Origin of the sequence: Pacificibacter maritimus, assembly GCF_003814915.1 — a bacterium.
Classification (GTDB): Bacteria; Pseudomonadota; Alphaproteobacteria; order Rhodobacterales; family Rhodobacteraceae; genus Celeribacter; species Celeribacter maritimus.
This window is the reverse complement of sequence record NZ_RKQK01000001.1, coordinates 924,475-946,429: the sequence shown is the minus strand read 5'-3', so window position 1 is coordinate 946,429 and position 21,955 is coordinate 924,475. Positions and strand designations below refer to the sequence as shown.

General features: G+C 51.3%; 24 protein-coding genes and 1 tRNA gene. 9 read left to right on the top strand and 16 right to left on the bottom strand.

Annotation, left to right across the window (positions count from 1 at the left end):
• Window positions 1-3: 3 nt before the first annotated feature.
• The 5 genes from EDD53_RS04375 to EDD53_RS04355 form a co-directional block, all read right to left on the bottom strand.
• Window positions 4-666 carry a DedA family protein gene (locus EDD53_RS04375; RefSeq protein ID WP_123791952.1) on the bottom strand — a complete coding sequence of 221 codons (663 nt, stop codon included), beginning with the start codon at window positions 664-666 and terminating at the stop codon, window positions 4-6.
• The gene (locus EDD53_RS04370; RefSeq protein WP_123791951.1) at window positions 663-1,046 is read right to left on the bottom strand and encodes a hypothetical protein; all 384 of its coding nucleotides are present in this window, start codon (window positions 1,044-1,046) and stop codon (window positions 663-665) included. The genes EDD53_RS04375 and EDD53_RS04370 overlap by 4 nt, the downstream gene beginning before the upstream one ends.
• Before the next feature lie 56 nt (window positions 1,047-1,102).
• Window positions 1,103-1,267: an apolipoprotein acyltransferase gene (locus EDD53_RS04365; protein WP_123791950.1), complete on the bottom strand. Its 165-nt coding sequence runs from the start codon at window positions 1,265-1,267 to the stop codon at window positions 1,103-1,105.
• Window positions 1,268-1,338: 71 nt separating this feature from the next.
• A complete protein-coding gene (locus EDD53_RS04360; protein ID WP_246002207.1) occupies window positions 1,339-2,766 on the bottom strand; it encodes a DUF2927 domain-containing protein in 1,428 nt (475 codons plus the stop codon).
• Window positions 2,767-3,219 (bottom strand): GNAT family N-acetyltransferase, encoded by a 453-nt coding sequence (locus tag EDD53_RS04355; RefSeq protein WP_123791949.1) that lies wholly within the window; start codon window positions 3,217-3,219, stop codon window positions 2,767-2,769.
• 435 nt (window positions 3,220-3,654) lie between these two features.
• On the opposite strand from EDD53_RS04355, the gene dksA reads away from it, so the two are divergent.
• Entirely contained in the window at window positions 3,655-4,077 is a 423-nt protein-coding gene (gene dksA / locus EDD53_RS04350) for an RNA polymerase-binding protein DksA (protein ID WP_123791948.1), read from the top strand.
• 123 nt (window positions 4,078-4,200) lie between these two features.
• Entirely contained in the window at window positions 4,201-5,367 is a 1,167-nt protein-coding gene (locus EDD53_RS04345; protein ID WP_123791947.1) for an FAD-dependent oxidoreductase, read from the top strand.
• A 38-nt stretch (window positions 5,368-5,405) separates the two neighbouring features.
• Here the strand turns inward: EDD53_RS04345 and tpiA are convergent, their stop codons facing one another.
• From tpiA to EDD53_RS04310, 7 genes are all read right to left on the bottom strand, one after another.
• Window positions 5,406-6,152 (bottom strand): triose-phosphate isomerase, encoded by a 747-nt coding sequence (gene tpiA / locus EDD53_RS04340; protein ID WP_123791946.1) that lies wholly within the window; start codon window positions 6,150-6,152, stop codon window positions 5,406-5,408.
• Between the two features lie 94 nt (window positions 6,153-6,246).
• Window positions 6,247-6,555 (bottom strand): TfoX/Sxy family protein, encoded by a 309-nt coding sequence (locus EDD53_RS04335; RefSeq protein WP_123791945.1) that lies wholly within the window; start codon window positions 6,553-6,555, stop codon window positions 6,247-6,249.
• Window positions 6,552-6,953 (bottom strand): TfoX/Sxy family protein, encoded by a 402-nt coding sequence (locus EDD53_RS04330; RefSeq protein WP_123791944.1) that lies wholly within the window; start codon window positions 6,951-6,953, stop codon window positions 6,552-6,554. Before EDD53_RS04330 ends, EDD53_RS04335 begins: the two co-directional genes overlap by 4 nt.
• Window positions 6,954-7,325, bottom strand: a complete 372-nt coding sequence (locus tag EDD53_RS04325; RefSeq protein WP_123791943.1) for a HesB/IscA family protein — start codon at window positions 7,323-7,325, stop codon at window positions 6,954-6,956. It lies immediately after the preceding gene.
• Between the two features lie 23 nt (window positions 7,326-7,348).
• Window positions 7,349-8,113 (bottom strand): DUF3307 domain-containing protein, encoded by a 765-nt coding sequence (locus tag EDD53_RS04320; RefSeq protein ID WP_123791942.1) that lies wholly within the window; start codon window positions 8,111-8,113, stop codon window positions 7,349-7,351.
• Window positions 8,106-8,747 carry a hypothetical protein gene (locus EDD53_RS04315; RefSeq protein WP_123791941.1) on the bottom strand — a complete coding sequence of 214 codons (642 nt, stop codon included), beginning with the start codon at window positions 8,745-8,747 and terminating at the stop codon, window positions 8,106-8,108. Before EDD53_RS04315 ends, EDD53_RS04320 begins: the two co-directional genes overlap by 8 nt.
• 209 nt (window positions 8,748-8,956) lie before the next feature.
• Window positions 8,957-9,331 (bottom strand): SUF system Fe-S cluster assembly protein, encoded by a 375-nt coding sequence (locus EDD53_RS04310; RefSeq protein WP_123791940.1) that lies wholly within the window; start codon window positions 9,329-9,331, stop codon window positions 8,957-8,959.
• A 125-nt stretch (window positions 9,332-9,456) separates the two neighbouring features.
• Here EDD53_RS04310 and EDD53_RS04305 point away from each other — a divergent pair, with 125 nt between their 5' ends.
• The gene (locus EDD53_RS04305) at window positions 9,457-9,756 is read left to right on the top strand and encodes a YciI family protein (protein WP_211331579.1); all 300 of its coding nucleotides are present in this window, start codon (window positions 9,457-9,459) and stop codon (window positions 9,754-9,756) included.
• 17 nt (window positions 9,757-9,773) lie between these two features.
• Here the strand turns inward: EDD53_RS04305 and EDD53_RS04300 are convergent, their stop codons facing one another.
• On the bottom strand, window positions 9,774-10,244 hold the full coding sequence (locus EDD53_RS04300; RefSeq protein WP_123791939.1) for a hypothetical protein: 471 nt from the start codon (window positions 10,242-10,244) through the stop codon (window positions 9,774-9,776).
• A gap of 144 nt (window positions 10,245-10,388) precedes the next feature.
• On the bottom strand, window positions 10,389-11,807 hold the full coding sequence (gene rimK, locus EDD53_RS04295; protein WP_246002206.1) for a 30S ribosomal protein S6--L-glutamate ligase: 1,419 nt from the start codon (window positions 11,805-11,807) through the stop codon (window positions 10,389-10,391).
• A gap of 420 nt (window positions 11,808-12,227) precedes the next feature.
• On the opposite strand from rimK, the gene tgt reads away from it, so the two are divergent.
• Window positions 12,228-13,358, top strand: a complete 1,131-nt coding sequence (tgt, locus tag EDD53_RS04290; RefSeq protein WP_123791937.1) for a tRNA guanosine(34) transglycosylase Tgt — start codon at window positions 12,228-12,230, stop codon at window positions 13,356-13,358.
• Window positions 13,359-13,573: 215 nt separating this feature from the next.
• Window positions 13,574-13,699, top strand: a complete 126-nt coding sequence (locus EDD53_RS15045; RefSeq protein ID WP_281277931.1) for a hypothetical protein — start codon at window positions 13,574-13,576, stop codon at window positions 13,697-13,699.
• Window positions 13,700-13,715: 16 nt separating this feature from the next.
• Here the strand turns inward: EDD53_RS15045 and EDD53_RS04285 are convergent, their stop codons facing one another.
• Complete coding sequence (locus tag EDD53_RS04285) at window positions 13,716-15,944, bottom strand: glycosyltransferase family 2 protein (protein WP_123791936.1); 2,229 nt, start codon at window positions 15,942-15,944, stop codon at window positions 13,716-13,718.
• A 565-nt stretch (window positions 15,945-16,509) separates the two neighbouring features.
• Between EDD53_RS04285 and lon the strand changes: the two genes are divergently transcribed.
• The 4 genes from lon (at window position 16,510) to EDD53_RS04265 (ending at window position 20,532) form a co-directional block, all read left to right on the top strand.
• Window positions 16,510-18,915: an endopeptidase La gene (gene lon, locus EDD53_RS04280; RefSeq protein ID WP_123791935.1), complete on the top strand. Its 2,406-nt coding sequence runs from the start codon at window positions 16,510-16,512 to the stop codon at window positions 18,913-18,915.
• A gap of 295 nt (window positions 18,916-19,210) precedes the next feature.
• Entirely contained in the window at window positions 19,211-19,618 is a 408-nt protein-coding gene (locus EDD53_RS04275) for an HU family DNA-binding protein (RefSeq protein WP_123791934.1), read from the top strand.
• A 66-nt stretch (window positions 19,619-19,684) separates the two neighbouring features.
• Window positions 19,685-19,760: transfer RNA gene (locus EDD53_RS04270), tRNA-Val, on the top strand.
• A gap of 73 nt (window positions 19,761-19,833) precedes the next feature.
• Window positions 19,834-20,532 carry a histidine phosphatase family protein gene (locus EDD53_RS04265; protein WP_123791933.1) on the top strand — a complete coding sequence of 233 codons (699 nt, stop codon included), beginning with the start codon at window positions 19,834-19,836 and terminating at the stop codon, window positions 20,530-20,532.
• Here EDD53_RS04265 and EDD53_RS04260 read toward each other — a convergent pair.
• Window positions 20,529-21,923 (bottom strand): M20/M25/M40 family metallo-hydrolase, encoded by a 1,395-nt coding sequence (locus EDD53_RS04260; protein WP_123791932.1) that lies wholly within the window; start codon window positions 21,921-21,923, stop codon window positions 20,529-20,531. The two genes, EDD53_RS04265 and EDD53_RS04260, sit on opposite strands and share 4 nt — an antisense overlap.
• Between the last annotated feature and the right edge of the window lie 32 nt (window positions 21,924-21,955).

Below are 21,955 nucleotides of genomic sequence, written 5' to 3'. Positions count from 1 at the left end.
ATTTTATATAGTACGTTCAGGTGGAGATCCAAAGGTCTCACTGGAGGCACTTTCAGTTTTCGCTTTATCGGCTGCACGGTGGTGACGCAGAACAAGCGTGATCCAAAGTCCTGCTATCGCAGCCGTGACCAGCGCTGCAATCAAACCCATAACATCGCCCACAAGTTCAGCCACAAGCGCCAAACTGCCCGCAAATGCGAAGCCCAGCCAAACATATATATTCACCCACATAGCCTCGCCCAAGACATCGGCGATGGTAAAGCGGTACCATTTCAGGCCCGCAGCCCCTGCAACTACATTCACATAGGGGCCCAGCGGAGCAACCAGCCAAGTCGAAAAGAACACACCCAATCCGCCTCGGTCGTCTACAGTTTTTTGCGCGCGCTGAATGATTTTACGACGGGCAGGGGCGCGTGACAGATGGATCAAAGCGCGTCGTCCAAAGCGGCGCCCTATGAAATATCCAGTTTGATCGCCCAAAACCGCACCGATGAACGCCGCGCCGATCAAAAGAGAGACAGATAAATCTCCAGAAGCCGCCAAAGCTCCGCCCGCAAGCATCATCAATGAGGTCGGGACAGGAACAAAAAGACAAGAAAGATATGCGCAAATCAAAACGCCTGCATAGCCGTATGTGGTGACCAATGCGAAAATTGTATCTGTCATGCGCCATCCCTCTTGCGAGGCGTGCCGATCTTGGTATCGGCCTGATAGTCTGTGATGGCTTGATCAATACGGTCAATCAAAGTTTCTGGTGTGACATCTAACTCTGCAGCGATCTGTTCCAACCGCATCGGTCCCTTTTTAGCGCGCTCGAAATCGCCCAAGGCATCAACAACCACTTGTGTTGGTACCCGCCAAGAATGTGATATATATTTGGGCGTCATCCAAGGTTCTAGCGCTTGGGCGCGATGCGCAGGGTCATTCCAGTAGATCCAAAGTGCGACTGACCGCGTGGCAAAAACACCCGCGACCAATAAAGATACGGCCAAGATTAACGTTGCAAAAGGCGCATGGGACCAAAGGTGTTTTACAAAGCGTATCACGCTGCGTCCTCACTGTTGTGGTGCAGATTGCCGCAGAGGCTTTCGGTAGATTTGATTTACACCAAAATATCGATAATCAACGTCAAAAAGAGACCAATTACACTAAAGCCAAGCAAAAATGCGGCCCCGTATTGCAATTTGTCCATGCGATCTCCATCGCGCTTACTTGCCAAACGCCAACCAAGAACTGCGCCAAGTAGAGCCAAAATAATGACGATCATATTTGTATTCCTCTTTTTTAAGAATGACTTAACGCCAGCTCTTAAATCTTTTTTGCAAAGCGAACAGGCGGTCAATTTCGCGCGAGACTTGCTATTTCGCTGGTGCGGGCATGAACTTGTTCATCTGTGCCAAATCCATAGCGTGCCCAGCCCAGACTGTCGAGCCGTACCATGCGCGCCTCACTGGCGCGTCCCATCGCGGTCAGGCTTTCGGCTTTCGTCATCATCAAAGAGGCAAGTAAAGCCGCGTTCCCTGCGGCGCGTGCGGTCGGGATGGCATCACTTGAATAGGCCAAGGCCTGTTCATAATTGCGATCCAAAAGCGCGAGCGCCGAAAGTTGCAAGGCCACATGCGCTTTGTGATATGCGGTATCCGAACGTGTCGAATAGATGTCATAGGCACGGCTGAGGGCGTTCTGGGCTAAGACTGGATCTGATCCAAATGAAAGCCGACCGAGTAAGAACAAGGAAAACCCCATGCGGGCATCGGTCCAATTTTCGGATTGGGCAATCGTCACTGCCTGACTGGCGGCAGTAATGCGTTGCGTGGCTGAACTGTCAGCGCGCATTGCTGACATAACGGCTTCATTCCAAATACGCGAAATCGGTTGATAGGGGGGCGTGCTGCGGGTGTTTCCTGCGGGGTTCAATCTGTTCAAAAGCGCGGGCAGGCGTTGCGATACTTGCGCGCGGGTCATGCCTGTACGCAATTCTGGCGCATAGGTTGCCCGCAGGATCAGCATATCGAATTCGGTTAACACTGAATGGATATTGTCGTCGTTAAATACACTGTCGGTCAAACGGTACAAATCATTCAGGGGCCCAAGCGCTTGGGCCAGTTCTTCATGCAAGCAATCGCGAATTTCCTGCGGTGCTTCATCATTTGGAATGAAAATGGATAGTGTTTCGCGCTTGGTTACAGTGCTCCAACTGAGATTGGCGCGCCTTGATTGGCGAAAATCATTCCAGCTGGAAATATTGGGCGCAACAATGCAGGCCGTATTGGGCGCCCGTTTGCGTAACTGTGCATGGGGGAGGGTTTGAATGGTGATATTTGCTGCCGAATTTGGCGCGACCCGCGTTATGTCAATGTCCGCTTCGGTGCGCAGGCGCGAAATCAGGGTTTCCAAATCTGGGCCAAGCGAGGCAGGAATGGCATCCCCCACAACCCGCAGGGTGATAGGCCCTTCGAAACGGGTGAAGCTTTGCAAGACCGTGCCATTTTCCAACAAAAAGCTAAGATCTAGAAAGTCGCGGGCGATTGCTGTGTTCGAACGCGCAGTTCTGGTTGGGCGCAGGGATTGAAACAATTTCATAGGCGGTAGATCAAGCACAACCGAAGGCGCGCGTGCTGTATTTGATCTTGGCGTTGAAACCTTTGTGGCGCAGCCCACCAAACTTACAAGTGCTGTCGTCATCACACAGATACGCACCCCACGTGCAAGAGGGCGGCAAAAACGGTCAAGCATTGGCGCGCGTGACGCAGAAAAAAGCGACATTTATAGGGGCCTTTGGTATTTGATAAAGGGCGTTAATGATCCGATAGAGTCGTATAATTTACGCGCTGTGGTATTAAAATCTTGGGTCAGCCAATAGACGGTTGGTGTGCCATTTGCATCAGCCTGCGCATAGACCTGTTCAATCAGTTTGCGTGCGGCCCCTTGGCCGCGCTGTGATGGGCTGACAAACAGATCTTGCAGATAAACCACGTCTTCCACATGCCAGTTATGCGCATGGGTAATGTAATGTACAAAGCCGATCATTTCTTCGTTAAATTCTGCGACGAATGCGCCCCGTTCACGGCACTGTGGATTTGAGAGGCGCGCAAAGCTCGCTGTCGTGACCTCATCAGGTACAGATGATTTATAAAAGGTCAGATAATCGCTCCACAAAGGTTTCCAAAGATCAAAATCATTGGCAGTCAAGGGGCGGATCGTCAGGCTATTGGTCATAATATCAATCTTGTAAAATAAGGATTGAGTGGTGCGATCTGAGTGCAAAGCACATGCACAGTGCCGCCAGGCTTGCCCAGCCTGCACAGGTCTTGCATTGCATTCGAGTGTTCAGCGCGCGTCACGTTGTAAATCCATCAGTGTTAGGTGCAATAAAGTGTTATCGGACGACGAGACCCAATATCACACGCAACTGTGGCAAACCTATGGTCAAAGTGCAACTTTGCCATGCGAAACCGACAGTAATTTCAGATCAAACCTTATGATTTATCTCCAATTTCTAACCCTGATCACAGGGATGCGTCACAAACCTACAACGCAAGCGCGATCGGCTAGTGACATCCCCTAGTAAAGCGGGTAAATGAGCGGCCATTGAAGGTGGCGCACCGTGAAGGTTCACTGGTGCGCGTCCCTTACGACAACGAGGTGAGAAATATGACGGCCGTGGTAACCCTGCCCGACGATTATCGTCCATCCGTGGATGAACCCTTTATGAACGATCGACAGATCGAATACTTCCGTCGCAAATTAGAAGCTTGGAAAGCTGAATTGCTTGACGAAAGCCGCAATACTTTAGAAGGCCTACAAGACGGTACGCGCGCAATCCCTGATATTGCCGACCGCGCTTCTGAAGAAACAGATCGCGCTTTGGAATTACGCACACGTGATCGCCAGCGTAAACTGGTCACTAAAATTGATGCCGCTTTGCGCCGTATTGAAAACGACGAATTCGGCTATTGCGAAACGACTGGTGAACCTATTTCGCTCAAGCGTTTGGATGCACGCCCAATCGCAACCATGAGCTTAGAAGCGCAAGAGCGTCACGAGCGTCGTGAAAAAGTTCACCGCGATGATTAACTGTCGCATGACGTGGTAGATTGATAGAAAACACCGAGGCGCAGGTCTCGGTGTTTTGCATTCTACCCCATGCATCAGGTCTTGCCTGCGCGGGGGCAAAATAGCACTTGGAAAGGGTGATCGATGATTTTGGGTCAAGATATTGCTGTGCTTGGCGGCGGTGTCGCTGGGCTATCTGTGGCGCGTGCGCTTGCGATGCGCGGGGCTCGGGTCACTGTCTATGAACGTGCCGATGAGATTTCTGAAGTCGGCGCTGGATTGCAAATCACCCCAAATGGTGCTGCTGTTTTGGCGCGCCTTGGTCTTGATGTCGCGCAAGTGTCTTTGCGCTCTCAGGGCGTATATTTAATGGACGGCTTTTCTGGGCAATCAGTGCTGCATCTCGATTTCGCGCGCTATAAACCCGATCTTGATTTCTTTTTGGTGCACCGTGCTGACCTGATCCACCTTTTGGAACAAGGTGCGCGCGCAGCTGGTGTGCGTATTAAGCTGTCGCATCGTGTCACAGGTGTTGACCTGTTCGGTGAAGCTGCGCCTGAGGTGTCCTTCGATACAGGGCTTCGCAAAACCCATGATTTGGTTATTGGTGCAGATGGTTTGCAGTCCAAACTTCGTGGGCTCATGAATGGTATTGAAGTGCCGTTTTACACGGGCCAAACGGCTTGGCGTGCGATTGTTCCCGCGCGACATCCCCGTGATTGTGTTGCGCAAATCCATACGGGGCGGGGCCAGCATGTGGTGACCTATCCGCTGCGCGATGGGGCATTTGTCAATATCGTTGCCGTCGAAGAACAAGGGTCTTGGGGCGAAGAAGGCTGGCATCACACAGGTGACCCAAATGAGTTACGCCGTCGGTTTTCCAGCTTTAACCCCGCCTTGCGAGACCTGTTAAAAGATGTGAATGACGTGTCCTGTTGGGGGCTGTTTCGCCATAATGTGGCCGCGCGTTGGCACAGTTCAGGATCTGCAGCTTTGATCGGGGACGCCGCGCATCCGACCCTTCCGTTCTTGGCTCAGGGCGCCAATCTGGCCCTAGAAGACGCATGGGTCTTGGCGGAATGTTTGGCCAATTTACCCGTTGAACAAGCCTTGCCCGTCTATCAGGTCAAACGTAAAGCGCGGGTGGCGCGGGTGATTGCTGCGGCCAATGCAAATGCGCGCAATTACCATCTGTCAGGCGTGAAACGCAAAATCGCGCATGGAATTTTGCGCGGCGTCAATCGGTTTGCCCCCGCGCAAGCCGTCACGAAATTCAGTTGGCTTTATGAACATGACGTGACCCAAGACTAGCCGTTTGGCGCATAAATACGCGCCAAACAACGTTTGGTTTATGCGTCTTGCAGGGCAGAAATAATGCCTGAAAAATCATCGGCTTTCAAAGAGGCACCGCCAACCAATGCGCCATCCACATCGCTGACAGCAAAGATTTCAGCCGCATTTGTGGGTTTGACCGACCCACCATAAAGCAAAGGCAGCATTTTTGCGTCATCGCCGAAACGACCAGCCAAGGCTTTGCGCATATCTGCATGGACCTCGCCGATTTGATCCAAAGTCGGAACTTTTCCTGTGCCGATGGCCCAAACAGGTTCGTAGGCGATCACAATTTTATCGGCCTCAATGGTGTCGGGCAGGGATCCTTGCAACTGCGCGCGCACGACATCCAGAGTTTCGCCTGCTTCGCGCTGCTCTAACGTTTCACCAACGCAGACAATGGCGACAAGCCCCGCTGCAACGGCTGCTTGGGTTTTGGCGCGCACGATTGCATCTGTTTCGCCGTGATCAGCGCGGCGTTCGGAATGGCCCAAAATCACATGTGTGGCCCCTGCGTCAGCCAAAAGTTCTGCGGATGTATCGCCTGTATGTGCGCCATTTGCATGGGCGTGGCAGTCTTGGCCGCCTGTGTGAATGGCCGTGCCGCGTAGGGCTTCGGCCATGGCATAGACCAATGTTGTTGGCGGGCACAAAAGGATCTCCACAGAAGGGGCGGGGAACATACCAGTCAAAGCCTGTGCCTCAGTCAGGGCGGCCTGTGTCCCGTTCATCTTCCAATTGCCTGCGGCTAATTTTCTTGCCATTGTGTGATCCTCCAAAAATACATTTTGCGCATCATTGCAGGGCTGGGGGTATCGTCAAGTGGATAGCGGTGCAGCGGGTGAAAACAAAAGGCGTTTACAGGACAGTAAGGGCTTTTTGCCCCCAGTGTGAAGCCAGATCTGGATCATCCAAGGCAGCCTGCGGTAGGGTCCAATAGGCCATAGGGCCACGATGTGTTTGAAATTGCTGTGCGCCCTCGGCCGCAAGCTGTTGTGCGAAGTCGCCTTTGGCTTTCAAATAGACTGTGCCCTGTGCATCAAGCGATGCAAAGATGACGCCATTTTGATAAATCGCCAGCCCTCCCATCATTTTGCGGCTGGTGATAGCACCGAGGGGGGCAAATAGATCATGGGCATATGCGATCATATCCTGTGTGATGCTCATGACCTCTTTCCCTGATGGGCTGTTTTTTGTGCGGCTTTTCGCGCTTTTGCGATGCGCTTTTTCTCAGCCGCTTTGAGTGCAGGCCCATAGGCAAGCTGTGCCCAAATGCGCGCTTCATTTGGGTCGTCCAGCGCACTGTCTGGCAATGACATGAGAGAGGTCACAACCGTGGTGCCTTTGGGTTTGTCATAGCAAAAGGGGCTTGCGCCTGCTTGTTCAAACTGGGGCAGGGTTTTTGCATCAGATTTCATGTAAATCACATCACCTATGATGCAGGCAAACATGACATCATCTTCGATATATAGCGCCGAACCACCAAAAAGACCGCCAACGCGAATGGGGGCTAGATCTGCAAATAAATCGCGCGCATGGGCGATCAATTCGGGCGACGCAGGCATCTAGGTTTCGTTTTGTGGCACAAGGCTTTCGTCAAACTTGATACTTTCGCCACAGCCGCAAGCATCAACTACATTTGGGTTGCGGAATTTGAAGCCCGCTTCCAGCAGTGACACTTCATAATCAATTTCGGTGCCGAACAAAAACATCTGGGCCATGGGCGCGATCATCACACGCCCGCCATCTTGTTCTACAATTTCGTCTAAAGGATCGATTTCATGCACGTAGTCCATGGTATATTCCATGCCTGCACAGCCGCCTTTTTTCACGCCAATGCGCAGACCTTTCGATCCGTCTTTGTCCATAAGCTTTGCGATTTGAGCCGCCGCTTTAGGGGTGATGCTGACTGCTTGTTTTCCTGGAATACCGAACATATGCATTCTCCTTTGATCTTAACCTAATCCTTTGAGCGCGTGATCTCAAGCAGGGGAAGGCCGTTTAATCCATTGTGCAATGCGAGGGTTAAGATTGCGATGGCAATCGCCCAGCTAAATGACGCTAATGTACCGATAATAACGTATTCGGCTTTTTCATTCTTAGATGCTGCATCAAAGCGTAAAACCGATTTCGCTGCGATTAAAAAGCCGATTCCTGCAGGTTGGCCTGCGATAAACATCAAGAAAATAAGACCGCGTTCTAACTGGCCTATCATCATGCCGCCCTTGGGCAATGATGCAGCAGGCGCGCCTGCCGCAAAGGGTATCATGAGTTTCCCAACAGCAAATCCGCCCGCTCGGGTGGCGTAAATCGCGCCAGCCGTAAAAAGCATCGCGGAAGGCGCCCAAGCCTGAACCATCAACAAGCCACCTTCGGACAGGTCTTTGGCCCAAACGCCATCTGCAAACAGGCTTGGAGCAATAGCAGCCAGTCCTGCAACAGTGACGAGATGGACCAGTTGATCGATCAGGTAGGGCTTTATGCCATCATCCGCTCGGGTTTTCACCCAATAGGCCTTCAACCCATCGGTGATAAAATGCAGCCCTGCCAAAACAGCAATGCGCCAATCGATGGACCCCAAGGCGACAATCGCGCATAGGTATACGGTAAGCCCATGTAAAATTATGCTGCTGGCGCGATCTTTCGTTTCGACCATCTTTTGGGTTTGAAATACATAATCCGCGAGCACATGGGCAAAAAATAGGGCGCTTAAAGTTTCAAACATGTGACTCGTCACTTTCTAAAATTTCAAGCGTTCGTTGGATTGCTTCTAGGCCCGCTGAGGCAAGGGACTTGGTCACGGATTGCCGCGATTTTCCCAAAGCTTTGGCGATATCTGTATAGCTTGTTTGAGTATTTGGCGCGAGCATCGGCAAAATGGCGGCGGCTTGCGCCTGTGTCCATGATTTTGAAATGTAGTCGACGCTGGGCAACACCGCGTATTTTGGCTGTTGCGGTTCAAAGATAAGAGATTCCGGGCCGACCATTGCGGCCATATCAAGCGCATGGCCCGACTGTACAAAAACATCTGCGCTTGCGCTGTTTAGGTTCGTATCGAGTGTCCCTTCGATACGCCCCTCGGCCAGACCTATATATGTTGCAAAGTCAGTGTCTTCTGCGCGTAAGGCTGCGCGAAAGGCCAGTGCAGATCTGAGCGCATATTTGGGCTTGGCCAGCACCACTTGCCAGCCGTCCCCGCGGTGACGGGTAAAATTTAAACTTTCCCCCATCCACGTCTGTTGAGTGTCTGCGCAGGTGCTAAGCGCCTTTATCGCGCGCTCAAGTTTTTCGGAGCCCAGCGCGGTGGATCCTATGATGTCGCCAGTTAAGACGGCTATGGTACGGTGGGTCTGTGTCATGATGCATCCAATATAGGGTGCATATGTTGATATGCAACCTAAAATGGATGCGATTTGAAGTTGGCAAGCTTTTTAAGCTGCGCTGTGTTAATGCGGTGCGGGATCACAAACGCGAGAGGGGCGCGGGAGGGGCGCGAGAGAGGCAGGAGTATAAAGCAAAAAAACGGCCACAGGGGCCGTTTTTACTAAAATAGCGTTGGTCTGGTCTTTTACATGAAGCCCAATTCGAGGCGCGCCTCATCAGACATCATTTCCATGCCCCAAGGGGGTTCCCAAGCCAAATCGACATCGACCTGTTTGACGCCAGGCAAGGGTTCAATCGCATCCGCAACCCAGCCAGGCATTTCACCCGCAACGGGACAGCCTGGCGCTGTGAGGGTCATGATGACATGAACCGCGTTTTCGGCATTGATATCGATCGTGTAGATCAAGCCAAGATCGTAGATATTCACTGGGATCTCTGGATCATAGACAGACCGACACGCTTCTACGATAGCTTCGTGAAGCGGGTGATCGGTGCTAGAGGGCTTGATCAGCGGTGTGCCTTCGACAGGGGAATCTGTTGTGGCGTCTGAATCGGTCATGTCATACCTCGTGTAAACTTGACCAAATATATAGGGTTTCATAGCCATAAGGTCCAGACCTCGACTTGGCCTTTTGTGTCGCAGGGCGTAGAGAAGTAGGGTTAGCAATCAAGGAGGGCGTTAAATTGTCGATCGTAGCTGCCGACCAAACCCTATTTCACATTGATATAACCTATGTCGTCGATCTGGAACTGATTGACGGCTATATGAGTGCTCACATGGACTATCTCGGCGAAGGCTATGCGCGGGGGTTCTTTTTGGCCTCTGGGCCTAAGGTGCCGCGTACGGGTGCAGTCATTCTTGCAACGGCTTCGGAGCGTTCTGTGCTGGAAGCCTTTTTACAACGCGACCCCTTGGTGCAACATGGTTTGACAACTATGACAGTGGTCGAATTCAAACCGTGCCACACCGTGGATGGCCTTTAGTGAGGCCATTTGGAGCCTCAAAAATCTAAACTAAAAGGCGACAATTCATATTTGGCTTGTGACAGTTGCGCGACAAGCGCTGTGCGATCCTCATCATCGTCTTCCGCCTCATCTGCTGCAGCTAGGGTTTGTTCACTCTGCGCTGCGGCGCTCGAGCGGCTGGCAAAGAAATCATCCAAAGGCGATGTGAGCAGGGCCCCGATATTAACATCAGCGATATCTGCCTGATCGTTGCTTGGGGCTTCGGCCAAGTCTGGATCGCTCTCAACGGGTGGATCAAGGGAAATCGGATCGGCGTTTTCGGCGTCATCATCAGACAAAAGCGCATCCAAACCGTCTAGGTTTGAAGCCTCCGTGTGGGCGTTTTGTTCGCGCAATGCCTCTTCTTCGGCCTCTGCGGCCATATCTTCAATCTCTGCGATAAAATCATCAATTTGCGTCATTGCCACAGCGGCGCTGGCGGCCATTAACAGAACCATAATAAGCATGATGCGTCCTTTTGTTTGCTTGAATCACTTAAAGACGAATGCTGTTAAAATTCTTCTAAGATTGTCCCTGAATTGGCAACAAAAATGGCCACGGATGCGTTCGGCAACCGTGACCATTCAAATCTGTCATAGACCGCCCAGCGCCTAAGGTGCCTTACGCAGGTTGCTTTTTTTAGCAGGCATGGGGCGCATACGCTTTTCGATCCCATCGTACAAAAGGCCTGCGATGTTTTTCTGAGTGGTTTTCTCAGCGCCTTCCAAGCCAGGCGACGAATTGACCTCAAGCACTTTAGGGCCGTCATCTGCGCGCAGCAAATCGACCCCAGCCATCCGCAGACCAAAGGCTTTGGCGGATTTTACCGCTGCTTCGCGTTCTGCTTTGGTAATACGCACAGACGTGGCGGTGCCGCCCAAATGCAGGTTAGACCTAAAATCGCCCCCGCTCGAACTGCGTTTGATTGCCGCGACGACTTTACCGTCGATCACCACACAGCGAATATCCACGCCAGAGGCTTCTTTCACAAAGTGCTGCACCAAAAAGTTAGCCTTTAAGCCGCGAAAGGCAGAGATCACCGATTGCGCAGCTTTCTTGGTTTCCGCCAAGACCACACCACGCCCTTGGGTGCTTTCCAAAAGCTTGACGATCAAAGGCGCTTGGCCTGCGAGATCAATCAAATTGTCTGTATCTTTCGGGGAGGCTGCAAAGGCAGTCGTGGGCATATCGATTTGATGGCGCGCCAAGACTTGGTGCGCTTGCAGTTTGTCGCGAGATTTGGCGATCCCATCGGCGGGATTTAGGCAAAAGGTCCCAATGGTTTCAAACTGACGGATCACAGCACAGCCATAGGACGTGATAGAAGCGCCCACACGGGGGATCACAGCATCATAGCGCGGCAGGCGTGCACCATCGTAATAGATTTCAGGGGCCATAGCGTTGATCGCCATATAGCAGCGCGTTGTATCGATCACCTCAACGACATGGCCACGGCTTTCGCCCTCAGTCACAAGGCGCTGCGTGGAATAGCTTTCAGGTTCGCGCGACAAAACAGCGATGCGCAGGGCACGCGGTGCGCTGGCTTTACGAATTTGGGCCGTAAAATATGCACTGTCATCCAAGGTGGGTTGGCAAAAGCTTTCTGTCGGGGTGACGATCATATCCTCAGCAATGGCCTGACGTCCTAGCAACATGCGGTAAGCCATATTGATACGATTGGTCAGAGTGATTTCCACAGGCCAAACGCGATCCCCCATCTGAATGGTCGAGCCGATGACATAGCGCAATTCAGTTTCACCATTTGAAGATGTCACTTCGCGTCGATCCACAACCTTTGCCGAACACGAGATCACGATATCTTCGCGCCCTGGCACAGGGTGGATGTTAAAACGCACCATAGGGGCAGAAGCTGGCCCGAAGGGTTCGATATCAAATGCGTGTAGCGCAGAAGTGCGTGCACCTGTGTCAACTTTAACTTTAAGCGCAGGCAATCCAAGATCAGGCAATTGAGCCCATTCTTCCCAGCCCAAAGCAAAAGCGGCTTTGTCCGTCATCTCGTATACTCTCATGTAAGGGGGCGGAGGAACTGTCTGTCATCCGTATCGCCCATTCTCATTTTTTCCTGAGTCTGGCAAGAGAATTTATAGCTTTTGTGACGCTGGCGCATTTTGTCTGTGGATATGAAAAAAGGGGCTTGTCTTATAGGAGGGCGAAACTTGGCTCTGCGTAAGAGCGTAAGAGCGTAAGAGCGTAAGAGCGTAAGAGCGTAAGAGCGTAAGAGCGTAAGAGCGTAAGAGCGTAAGAGCGTAAGAGCGTAAGAGCGTAAGAGCGTAAGAGCGTAAGAGCGTAAGAGCGTAAGAGCGTAAGAGCGTAAGAGCGTAAGAGCGTAAGAGCGTAAGAGCGTAAGAGCGTAAGAGCGTAAGAGCGTAACGGCATTGCACAACAGTCACTCTAGCCCCAAGTCGCATTTGCGGGTAAGTCGTGCCCCTATGACACAACGAATCTCATTTTCTCTCGATGCCACTGATGGCAAGGCCCGTACGGGCGTGATCTCAACCCCGCGCGGCGACATTCGCACGCCTGCCTTTATGCCTGTCGGCACGGCGGGTACTGTAAAAGCGATGATGCCTGAGAGCGTACGCGCGACGGGTGCCGATATTTTGCTGGGCAACACCTATCATTTGATGCTGCGCCCCACAGCAGAACGTATTGATCGCCTTGGCGGCTTGCACAAATTCATGAATTGGGAACGACCAATTTTGACCGATAGTGGCGGTTTCCAAGTGATGAGCCTTGCTGGCTTGCGTAAACTAACCGAAGAAGGCGTCACCTTTGCTTCGCATGTCGATGGATCAAAACATGTGATCACCCCAGAGCGGTCAATGGAAATCCAAAAGCTATTGGGATCTGACATCGTCATGTGTTTCGATGAATGCCCCGCTTTGCCTGCCAGTGACGAAGATGTTGCCAAATCCATGCGCATGTCGATGCGCTGGGCGCAGCGTTCAAAAGATGCATTTGGCGATCGACCTGGTCATGCCTTATTTGGCATCATGCAGGGCGGAGTCACGCCTGATCTACGCGAAGAAAGCGCCAAGGCGTTGATTGATATCGGCTTTGATGGCTACGCGCTGGGCGGTTTGGCTGTCGGGGAAGGGCAAGAGGCGATGTTTGGCGTGCTAGACTATGCGCCTGACTTTTTGCCGCAAGATAAACCGCGATACCTGATGGGCGTGGGTAAGCCTGATGATATCGTGGGCGCTGTAAAACGTGGCGTTGATATGATGGATTGTGTGCTGCCCTCGCGCTCTGGTCGCAATGGTCAGGTCTTCACGCGTCGCGGGACTTTGAACATGAAAAATGCCCGCCATGCAGATGATCCGCGCCCGATGGATGAAAACTGTTCTTGCCCCGCATGTTCGCAATATTCGCGCGCCTATTTGCACCACGTCTATCGTTCGCATGAAATGATTTCGGGTATGCTTTTGACCTGGCACAACTTGCATTACTTCCAAGACATCATGCAAGGCATGCGCGATGCTATCGCTGCTGGCACCTTTGACGCTTGGGAGGCCGAATTCCATGCAACCCGCGCTTTGGGCGATATAGAACCGCTTTAAGTTTTAGGCGCTTTTATCCACTTGAATGTCATTCAGCCCCGTAAGTCCCTGACTTTTCGGGGTTGTTTTTTTACTTAAAATCTTAGATCTACTGCGGGGGTTAATTGTCTGTTTTCCATGGATTTTATTTGGAGTTATCTGCCACATTATTGCCCCAAACTAATTTAAGAAATTGGAGCACCCCAGACACAGGCAAGATAAAAGGACAACAAAGAATGACCGTGACTCATATTTGGACGATCGCCGCAGGACTGTTCTTAACCTGTGTCGCCGCATCCTTTGCACCAAATGAAGCGCATGAGATGCAAGGCACATTCACATCCGCCACTTTGATTAAGTGACCTCTTGGATGTAAGATCAGCGTTTGCGCGTGACCATTTTGATAACTTTGGCCAACCATGGCTTTGGCTGTATCGTGATTGAATATGGGGCTTGGGGTCGGCGGGTCTGAGCAATGCTATGTTGGTGCGATGCGCGCAGTGATCGGGATGGATCAAAAGGCATATTGGTGACAGGCAGGCTTTGGGCGACCGAAATCAAAAGCGTGTTGAGCCTTTCCACATCAATATCGCTGGGCGGTGTCCAAGCTTCCTTGGCAATGGTCTCACGTAGGTTCGCAAGATCGGGCGCATAGCCCCGCTCAAGTGCAAACTTACCTGAGCGGGTTTGCCACAGGTCCAACAGACGCAAGCGCTGCGCAGGTGGCAGCAGACTTAGAGTGTCCGAAGGGGTGGTATAGGTGGAAAAATAGCTCCGCAAGATGGCGCGACGTTGATCAAAAGACGGCACAAGCAGGTTCATCGCTTGCAACAGCATGATGCTATCGCGATCTGCGGAAGGGTATCTTGGCACATCTAAACTGGGTAAGTCTCGGGGCAGTTCGGTGAGGGCGCAGAACCCATCCCAAAGGTTATCTCGCTTTAACTGGTCAAAATCACCCAAAATAACAGAGCTGCCAAAGGCATCTTCAAACGGCGCAAACAGGTGCGGCATGTCCAGCAGGCTATTGGATCTATCCACACAGAATTCTTCGATGCTTTGCGCGCCCGTGCGTCGACCGCCTGAAACGATTTCTTTGTAAAAACTCTCTAAATAGGCCACTGGATTGCGCGCCAAAGCCACCACATCCACCCGATCAAAACCCGACAAACCCGCAGCGATCGATTTGATGCGGTCGTCTCGATCCTCATTCAAGGGATAGAGCATGTTTTCGGCACTAATGATCACGGTCTGCGCTTTGGATTGATCTATCTCGCGGTGCAATTCATCCCAGAGTTTTGAATCATCTCGATGCGCCGCCTGTGCAAGGCCTTGAAAGCCTGGCATGCCGCCTGCACGCAAATCAAAATCAGCCTGTTCCGAGGCAATCCCCGTAACGGGCACCAATACACCGCGTTCGCGCAGGGCTTGGCGGTGATGGATAAGGTGGTGCTGCAGGTATGTCGATCCCGTTTTGTGCATGCCCAGATGCAAGACCAAACGTTTTGTGTTCGACTTGCGCACAACAGCAGAAGACGTGACTTTGGGGGCGCAGGTTTTGATCCGCGCCACAGCTTGCACCACATCACCCGCGCGCAACAACCTGTGGATTTCCAAGAAATCAACGCGTGTGATCCGTCCCTTTCGCGTGTTTTTGCCAACCCGTGAAATAGCTTTGATCATCGGATCATCAAAGGCTTGATGGCCAAATGAATCCGTGCCCAGCAGCGCTTTGATCCGCTGAGCCCATTCAATATGTTCAGGGCGGTCGGGCGCTTTTGCAATGTCGTAAAGCACGGTCATGTCCCAGATTAACCGCGACAAAGAATTGAACAATTCGCGCTTTTCAAACATCCGCCCCAAGATCCCTGCTGCGACTTGGCTGCGCATATGGGCTAAGCATTTTTCCAAAAGTTGGATTTGCAACACATGAATGTCTTGGGTGACCTTTGATGTGGTGATCGATCCTGCGCGCCTGCGCCACACGCGCACAGGGTGATCGAAATAGGCAATGGTTTTCGCCGCAGTGACACTGTGAAGCACAAACAGGCGATCTTCGAATTTGCGTTGCTCGGTATCAAACCACAGATCGTTATCGGCCAAGAACTGATTTTTATAAAGGCTCGACCAACTGGAGACAATAAACTGGGCTTCGGGGGTCTCACGCAGGCCTGCAAAACTGCCACGCATGTCGTGCAGGCTTGCATTTCTTGGCAAAACAGTGGCATCTGGACCGCCTATTTTGGTCAGGGCACATTGGGCATGCACCACGTCTGCTTCGCTGCGTTTGGCAAAACTCAAATGCGCAGCCAGACCTTGAGAGGTATAGTAATCGTCGGCATCCAAAAAGCCGATCCAATCCCCACACGCCACCCGCATGGCCGTATTGCGTGCCGCGGATAATCCAAGGTTTTCAGGGTGGTGCAAGATTTTGACATCAAATCCCGCACATAGAATTTCTAAATCACTGGGGCTGAAATGTTCAGGATTGTCGTTGACAATAAGAACTTCAAGATCAGAAATCCTTTGATTGAACACCGATGTCAGGGCGGTTTTTAGGTAAGCTGTTTCATCAAAAAACGGAATGATGATCGTGAGTTGGGTCATCGTCTAATGCGCATCACAGGGCTGGCTACAGCTTGTCGTCGCGTCTAGGTATCTTTGCACGACGATCACTTAGCTCAAAGACGTATCATCAAACTCGGGTGTATCTTCGTCGTTATCAGATGAGGAAAGATCAAAGGCAAACAGCGCCGTTGCGCCAAAAAATCCAAGAAAAGCAAAAAGCGAAAACATAGTTAATCCCCGTAAACTGTCTCATGTTTTCTCACAGATTAAGAAAAAGTCAACTCTTTAGGGGGGGGACGCATTGAAAGTTTTGACAATTAATAGGTATGAAAACTGGTTTTTAACCAAATTCTTGCAGCTTGCCCAAAATCAAAGCGGCAACGGCAGTAAGACACGACAATTCCCAATATCTTGGCGCTTCTTAGGCATTTAACGCATTTCTACGCTTGCGAGTTACTGGGAAGGCAGGCAAACTTAAACGAAATCCAGCTGATTTGGTTGAAATCGGGGGCAAGTCGCCCCAAATATGACTGACCAAAGTCAGGAAAGGCCCAATGATTGCCGCCAAGCGGGATCAGGACCTTTTGCAAAATAAGGACAAGACATGCACGAGCAACTTCAATCATACCCAGTTCTGCCTTTGCGCGACATCGTGGTTTTCCCACATATGGTCGTGCCATTGTTCGTTGGGCGTGAAAAATCAGTCAAAGCGCTTGAGGAAGTGATGTCGCAAGACAAGCAAATCCTCTTGAGCGCACAGATAGACCCTGCGATCGACGATCCAGACACTGATGGCATTTACCGCATGGGCGTTTTGGCCAATGTGTTGCAATTGCTCAAACTGCCTGATGGCACCGTAAAGGTGCTTGTCGAGGGCGAAAAACGTGTTCAAATCACCGATTTCATTGAAAATGATCGGTTCTTTGAGGCCTCTACCGCCGAACTTTTCGAGGTCGAAGGCGACCCCGCCGCCGTTGCCGCTCTTGTGCGCACGGTTGCCGAAGAATTTTCACAATACGCGAAAATCAAAAAGAATATTCCTGAAGAGGCAATGACAGCCGTAGATGACACCAAGGATTCCAGCAAACTTGCGGATCTCGTGGCGGGTCATCTCGGTGTTGAAGTCGCGCAAAAGCAAGATCTTCTTGAAACACTTTCTGTCGAGGCGCGCCTTGAGGCGATCTATGGCATGATGCAGGGCGAAATGTCTGTGCTTCAGGTCGAGAAAAAGATCAAAACCCGTGTGAAATCCCAGATGGAACGCACGCAGCGCGAATACTATCTGAATGAGCAAATGAAAGCGATCCAGAAAGAACTCGGTGACGGAGAAGAGGGCGTCAACGAAATCGCCGAGCTCGAAGAAAAGATTGCCAAGACCAAGTTTTCCAAAGAAGCCGATGAAAAAGTCGCGGCTGAGTTGAAAAAACTGAAATCTATGAGCCCGATGTCGGCTGAGGCCACAGTTGTACGCAACTATTTGGATTGGATGCTTTCCATTCCGTGGGGCGTGAAATCCCGCGTGAAAAAAGACCTAAAGCGTGCTGAAGACGTGCTTGATAAAGATCACTACGGTTTGGAAAAAGTCAAAGAACGCATCGTGGAATATTTGGCCGTGCAGCAGCGCAGTCAAAAGCTGAAAGGCCCGATCATGTGCCTTGTCGGCCCTCCTGGTGTGGGTAAAACATCCCTTGGAAAATCCGTGGCGAAAGCGACAGGGCGCGAATTTATTCGTATTTCCCTGGGGGGCGTGCGCGATGAATCTGAAATCCGTGGCCACCGCCGGACTTACATCGGTTCTATGCCGGGTAAAATTATTCAGGCTTTGAAAAAAGCAAAGACTACCAATCCTTTGATTTTGCTCGATGAAATTGACAAGATGGGCCAAGACATGCGCGGAGATCCCGCCTCTGCGATGCTCGAAGTGCTTGATCCTGAACAAAACTCAACCTTTGTCGATCACTACATGGAGGTCGAATACGACCTGTCCAACGTGATGTTCTTGACCACATCTAACAGCTACAACATGCCTGGCCCATTGCTTGACCGCATGGAAATCATTCCGCTGTCTGGCTACACCGAAGATGAAAAATCCGAGATTGCCAAGCAGCACTTGATCCCCAAGCAGATCAAAAACCACGGGTTGAAAGCGAAAGAATTTTCAATCTCTGATGAGGCCGTATCAGATGTGATCCGTTACCACACGCGTGAAGCGGGTGTGCGTAATTTGGAACGCGAAATGGCCAAGATTGCGCGTAAGTCTTTGACCAAGATCGTGAAAAAAGAAGCCACCTCTATTGCTGTAACTCCCGAGAATTTGGAAGAATTCTTAGGTGTCAAAAAGATGCGCTATGGTTTGGCTGAAAAAGAAGATCAAATTGGCGTTGTTACAGGGCTTGCCTACACCTCTGTCGGTGGTGATTTGTTGCAAATCGAAGCGCTGCGGTTGCCAGGCAAAGGGCGCATGAAAACCACGGGTAAACTTGGCGATGTGATGAAGGAATCCATTGATGCCGCATCTAGCTATGTGCGCTCGATTGCGCCTGAAATCGGCCTAAAGCCACCTGTATTTGATACTTTGGATATCCATGTCCACGTTCCTGATGGGGCAACACCAAAAGACGGCCCTTCTGCGGGTCTGGCGATGGTGACTACAATCGTGTCAGTGCTTACCAAAATTCCGGTGCGCAAAGATATTGCGATGACGGGCGAGGTGTCGTTGCGCGGCAATGCGACCGCAATTGGTGGATTGAAAGAAAAGCTTCTTGCGGCTCTGCGCGGTGGTATTACCACGGTGCTGATCCCTGAAGAAAACGTCAAAGATCTGGCCGATATCCCAGCCAACGTCAAAGAAGGCTTGGAAATCATTCCCGTGACCCATGTCTCAGAAGTGCTGAAACACGCTTTGGTACGTGCCCCTGAGCCGATTGATTGGGATCACGATGCAGATGATGCGGCGCGCTTGGCAAAAGCCACGGCCCCAGCCACGGATGCGCCAGCAATCGCGCATTAAGCGGCAATTGATGCGAAAAAAGAAACAAAGGCGCTCTCATCACGAGGGCGCCTTTCGTATTTAGACTGCAGGTGCATTTTCTGTCGAACAGGCCGTAATGGTTTGAAAGCAACAAAAATCGGGTATTCGATAATATTCTTTTAAACGTGCCTTGAAAATATGCAGTTTTCCGCCGCATTGGCGGGGAAGTGCGAGAAGAGCACCATATAAAACTTTCATACATTTCCTATTTGCATGCCATCGAGGGACAGGGTTAGTGTTTCTTCAAGAGAAACAAATCAAAAGGTCTGATCCTATGGCATCCCGCCGGTCTACATCCACCACATCCACCGCAGCCGCAAAAACTGTTGCAACCTCAACACCTGCTGCAGAGGTAGAGTCGCCAGAAGCGAGCCTCGTGAACGTGGTAAAGAAAAAAGAACTGATCGAACGTGTCTCCGAAGCTTCTGGTGTGAAGCGCGGTTTGACGAAAAAGGTTATCGAATCTTTGCTCAAAGAAATGGGCGATATCTTACAAGACGGGGGCGAATTGAATGTGCCTCCTTTGGGTAAATTGTCGGTCAATCGTCAAAAAGAAATCGCGAATGCGTTTATTTTGATTGCCAAATTGCGCCGTCCAAAAGGCATGTTGGCTGAAAAAAAGCCAAAAGTTGAAGGTGAAGATGGCGCGGTAGATGCCGCATCTGAAAACGCTGCTGAATAATATTAAAAAACTGGTGTGATGCCTCTTGCATCACACCAAAACTGCCCTTAAACACCGCGCTACGGCGGGTCGTTAGCTCAGTTGGTAGAGCGCTTCGTTTACACCGAAGATGTCGGGAGTTCGAGCCTCTCACGACCCACCATTTCCCTCCCATTCCGCAGATACGATTAGATTGAACGCGGCTTGCCTAGGCCTGTTTTGGTACGGCTTCCATCATGGATCGGACGGGCCAAGCGCCTGCGTTTTTTGCCATTGCGCGACGGCTTGGGGCAGGCTACCAAAATCGTATGATTAAATACCCAATATTTTTGCTGCGCCACGGACAAACCACATGGAACCTTGAAGGGCGTCTTCAAGGTCGATTGAACAGTCCGTTGACGGAAAAGGGGCGCAGCCAAGCCTTGCAGCAACGCGCCATCCTTGGCGCTGTCTTTGCCACTTATCCGAACATTCCAGTGCACAGCAGCCCGCTAGAACGTGCGCATGAAACGGCTATTTTAGCGGCCGAAGACCGCGATGTAACCACGCAAGATATGTTGATGGAAGTTTCTGCTGGCAGTTGGGAGGGCCGCCTGCGTGCTGATATCGTGGCACAGCGCGGTGGGTCTGCTGAGGAAAAAGACATGTTTGATTTGTTTTTATCCGCCCCAGACGGGGAAGGGGCCGCGGCACTGGAAGCGCGCTGTCGCGCCTATCTTGCATCCCTGACGGGGCCGACTGTCATTGTATCCCACGGTGTTGTGTCTGCGTTTTTACGCGGTCTTATTCGCGGGCTCACTTTGCCAGAAATATCACGATTGCCGCATTCTCAAGGTGTTGTTTTTGCTTTGGAAAATGGGGTTGAACATGTTTTATCCTCACGGACGGAAGCTGACGCGTATATCGCCAGCTCCCGTGCAAAGGTCGGGCTTTAGCCTTGAGAAACAGCGTCTAGCACGCGCGCCCATGATCGAATGCCTTTATGGAAACACTCCAAGTCGTATTTTTCATTTGGTGAATGGATCTGGTCGTCATCGCGGCCAAATCCTGCAAGCAAGGCGTCCACACCAACGATACGTTTGAAATGTCCCGCGATAGGGATTGATCCGCCGCAGCCAATGAAAGCAGCCTCATTTGGCCATTCATCAGATAAGGCTTGGCGGGCTTGCTCAAAGGCGGGGTGAGTTGTTTCCATAACCGATGCGCGCGATGCCCCGTGGGGGTGAAATTCGACGCTACAATCTTCGGGCAAATTCGCTTTGACGTAGGCATGCAAAGATGCGCGAATTTTATGGGGGTCTTGATCGCCCACAAGGCGCGCAGAAAGTTTGACGGATGCCTGTGATGGCAAAACGGTTTTAAACCCTTTGCCAGTATAGCCGCCAGTGATGCCATTGAATTCTAATGTCGGTTCTGACCATATCATTTGTAGACCTGTTTTGCCCTCTTCGCCTGCGGGGATGTGCAGGCCCACTTCACCCAAAAATTGTTCGGGTTTGAAGTTAAGCGCTTGCCATTGGTTGCGCAGGTCTTCGGACAATTCTGGCACACCTTCATAAAAGTCGGGTAGGGTCACGCGGCCTGTATCATCGTGCAGTCCCGCGAGAATAGATGTCAAAACCCGAATAGGATTGCGCGCGATTCCGCCAAACATGCCAGAATGCAGATCCTTTTCGGCGGCGGTGATCACAATTTCTTCGCCCATCAAGCCGCGCAGCATCGTCACGATGGCAGGTGTATCATGGCCAAACAGACCTGTGTCACAGATCAGCGCCACATCGCCTTTGAGCTTGTCAGCATGTTCTTTCATAAATGGCACCAATGAAGGCGATCCGCTTTCTTCTTCGCCTTCAAAGAAAAAAGTGATTTCGCAAGGCAGTTCACCATGGATGGCCATCCAAGCGCGGCATGCTTCGATAAATGTCATGAGCTGCCCTTTGTCATCCGATGATCCGCGACCACGAATGACCTGACCTTTCGCCGTGTCCTCAATAGAGGGATCAAAAGGATCTTTATTCCATAACTCAATAGGATCAATGGGTTGCACGTCATAGTGACCGTAGAACACGAGATGCGGCGTCTTTGCATTTTTAGGCCCGTCGATATGGCCCATAACCATCGGGTGACCTGGGGTTTCATAGCTCTGCGCATCAATGCCGATGGATTTCAGGTCTGCCACAAGCAGGTCAGCAGCCGCTGCACAATCGGCTTTGTAAGCGGGATCGGTGGAAATCGATTTGATCCGCATGAGTTGCAAAAGGCGATTTAGCGCAGGGTCAAGATCACTGTCGATACGGTCTAAAACGGGGGCAAGACGGGCGGACATAGGGGCACCTCATGGGGTAAATGTGACAATTG

Coding starts and splice junctions, on each gene's coding strand:
- EDD53_RS04285 (WP_123791936.1), bottom strand. CDS start 15,944: ATGACCCAACTCACGATCATCATTCCGTTTTTTGATGAAACAGCTTAC.
- EDD53_RS04335 (WP_123791945.1), bottom strand. CDS start 6,555: ATGAGCATCACACAGGATATGATCGCATATGCCCATGATCTATTTGCC.
- EDD53_RS04365 (WP_123791950.1), bottom strand. CDS start 1,267: ATGATCGTCATTATTTTGGCTCTACTTGGCGCAGTTCTTGGTTGGCGT.
- EDD53_RS04310 (WP_123791940.1), bottom strand. CDS start 9,331: ATGACCGATTCAGACGCCACAACAGATTCCCCTGTCGAAGGCACACCG.
- EDD53_RS04345 (WP_123791947.1), top strand. CDS start 4,201: ATGATTTTGGGTCAAGATATTGCTGTGCTTGGCGGCGGTGTCGCTGGG.
- EDD53_RS04355 (WP_123791949.1), bottom strand. CDS start 3,219: ATGACCAATAGCCTGACGATCCGCCCCTTGACTGCCAATGATTTTGAT.
- EDD53_RS04260 (WP_123791932.1), bottom strand. CDS start 21,923: ATGTCCGCCCGTCTTGCCCCCGTTTTAGACCGTATCGACAGTGATCTT.
- lon (WP_123791935.1), top strand. CDS start 16,510: ATGCACGAGCAACTTCAATCATACCCAGTTCTGCCTTTGCGCGACATC.
- EDD53_RS04325 (WP_123791943.1), bottom strand. CDS start 7,325: ATGTTCGGTATTCCAGGAAAACAAGCAGTCAGCATCACCCCTAAAGCG.
- EDD53_RS04300 (WP_123791939.1), bottom strand. CDS start 10,244: ATGCTTATTATGGTTCTGTTAATGGCCGCCAGCGCCGCTGTGGCAATG.
- EDD53_RS04275 (WP_123791934.1), top strand. CDS start 19,211: ATGGCATCCCGCCGGTCTACATCCACCACATCCACCGCAGCCGCAAAA.
- dksA (WP_123791948.1), top strand. CDS start 3,655: ATGACGGCCGTGGTAACCCTGCCCGACGATTATCGTCCATCCGTGGAT.
- EDD53_RS15045 (WP_281277931.1), top strand. CDS start 13,574: ATGACCGTGACTCATATTTGGACGATCGCCGCAGGACTGTTCTTAACC.
- EDD53_RS04315 (WP_123791941.1), bottom strand. CDS start 8,747: ATGACACAGACCCACCGTACCATAGCCGTCTTAACTGGCGACATCATA.
- EDD53_RS04360 (WP_246002207.1), bottom strand. CDS start 2,766: ATGTCGCTTTTTTCTGCGTCACGCGCGCCAATGCTTGACCGTTTTTGC.
- EDD53_RS04330 (WP_123791944.1), bottom strand. CDS start 6,953: ATGCCTGCGTCGCCCGAATTGATCGCCCATGCGCGCGATTTATTTGCA.
- EDD53_RS04265 (WP_123791933.1), top strand. CDS start 19,834: ATGGATCGGACGGGCCAAGCGCCTGCGTTTTTTGCCATTGCGCGACGG.
- tgt (WP_123791937.1), top strand. CDS start 12,228: ATGACACAACGAATCTCATTTTCTCTCGATGCCACTGATGGCAAGGCC.
- EDD53_RS04320 (WP_123791942.1), bottom strand. CDS start 8,113: ATGTTTGAAACTTTAAGCGCCCTATTTTTTGCCCATGTGCTCGCGGAT.
- rimK (WP_246002206.1), bottom strand. CDS start 11,807: ATGAGAGTATACGAGATGACGGACAAAGCCGCTTTTGCTTTGGGCTGG.
- tpiA (WP_123791946.1), bottom strand. CDS start 6,152: ATGGCAAGAAAATTAGCCGCAGGCAATTGGAAGATGAACGGGACACAG.
- EDD53_RS04375 (WP_123791952.1), bottom strand. CDS start 666: ATGACAGATACAATTTTCGCATTGGTCACCACATACGGCTATGCAGGC.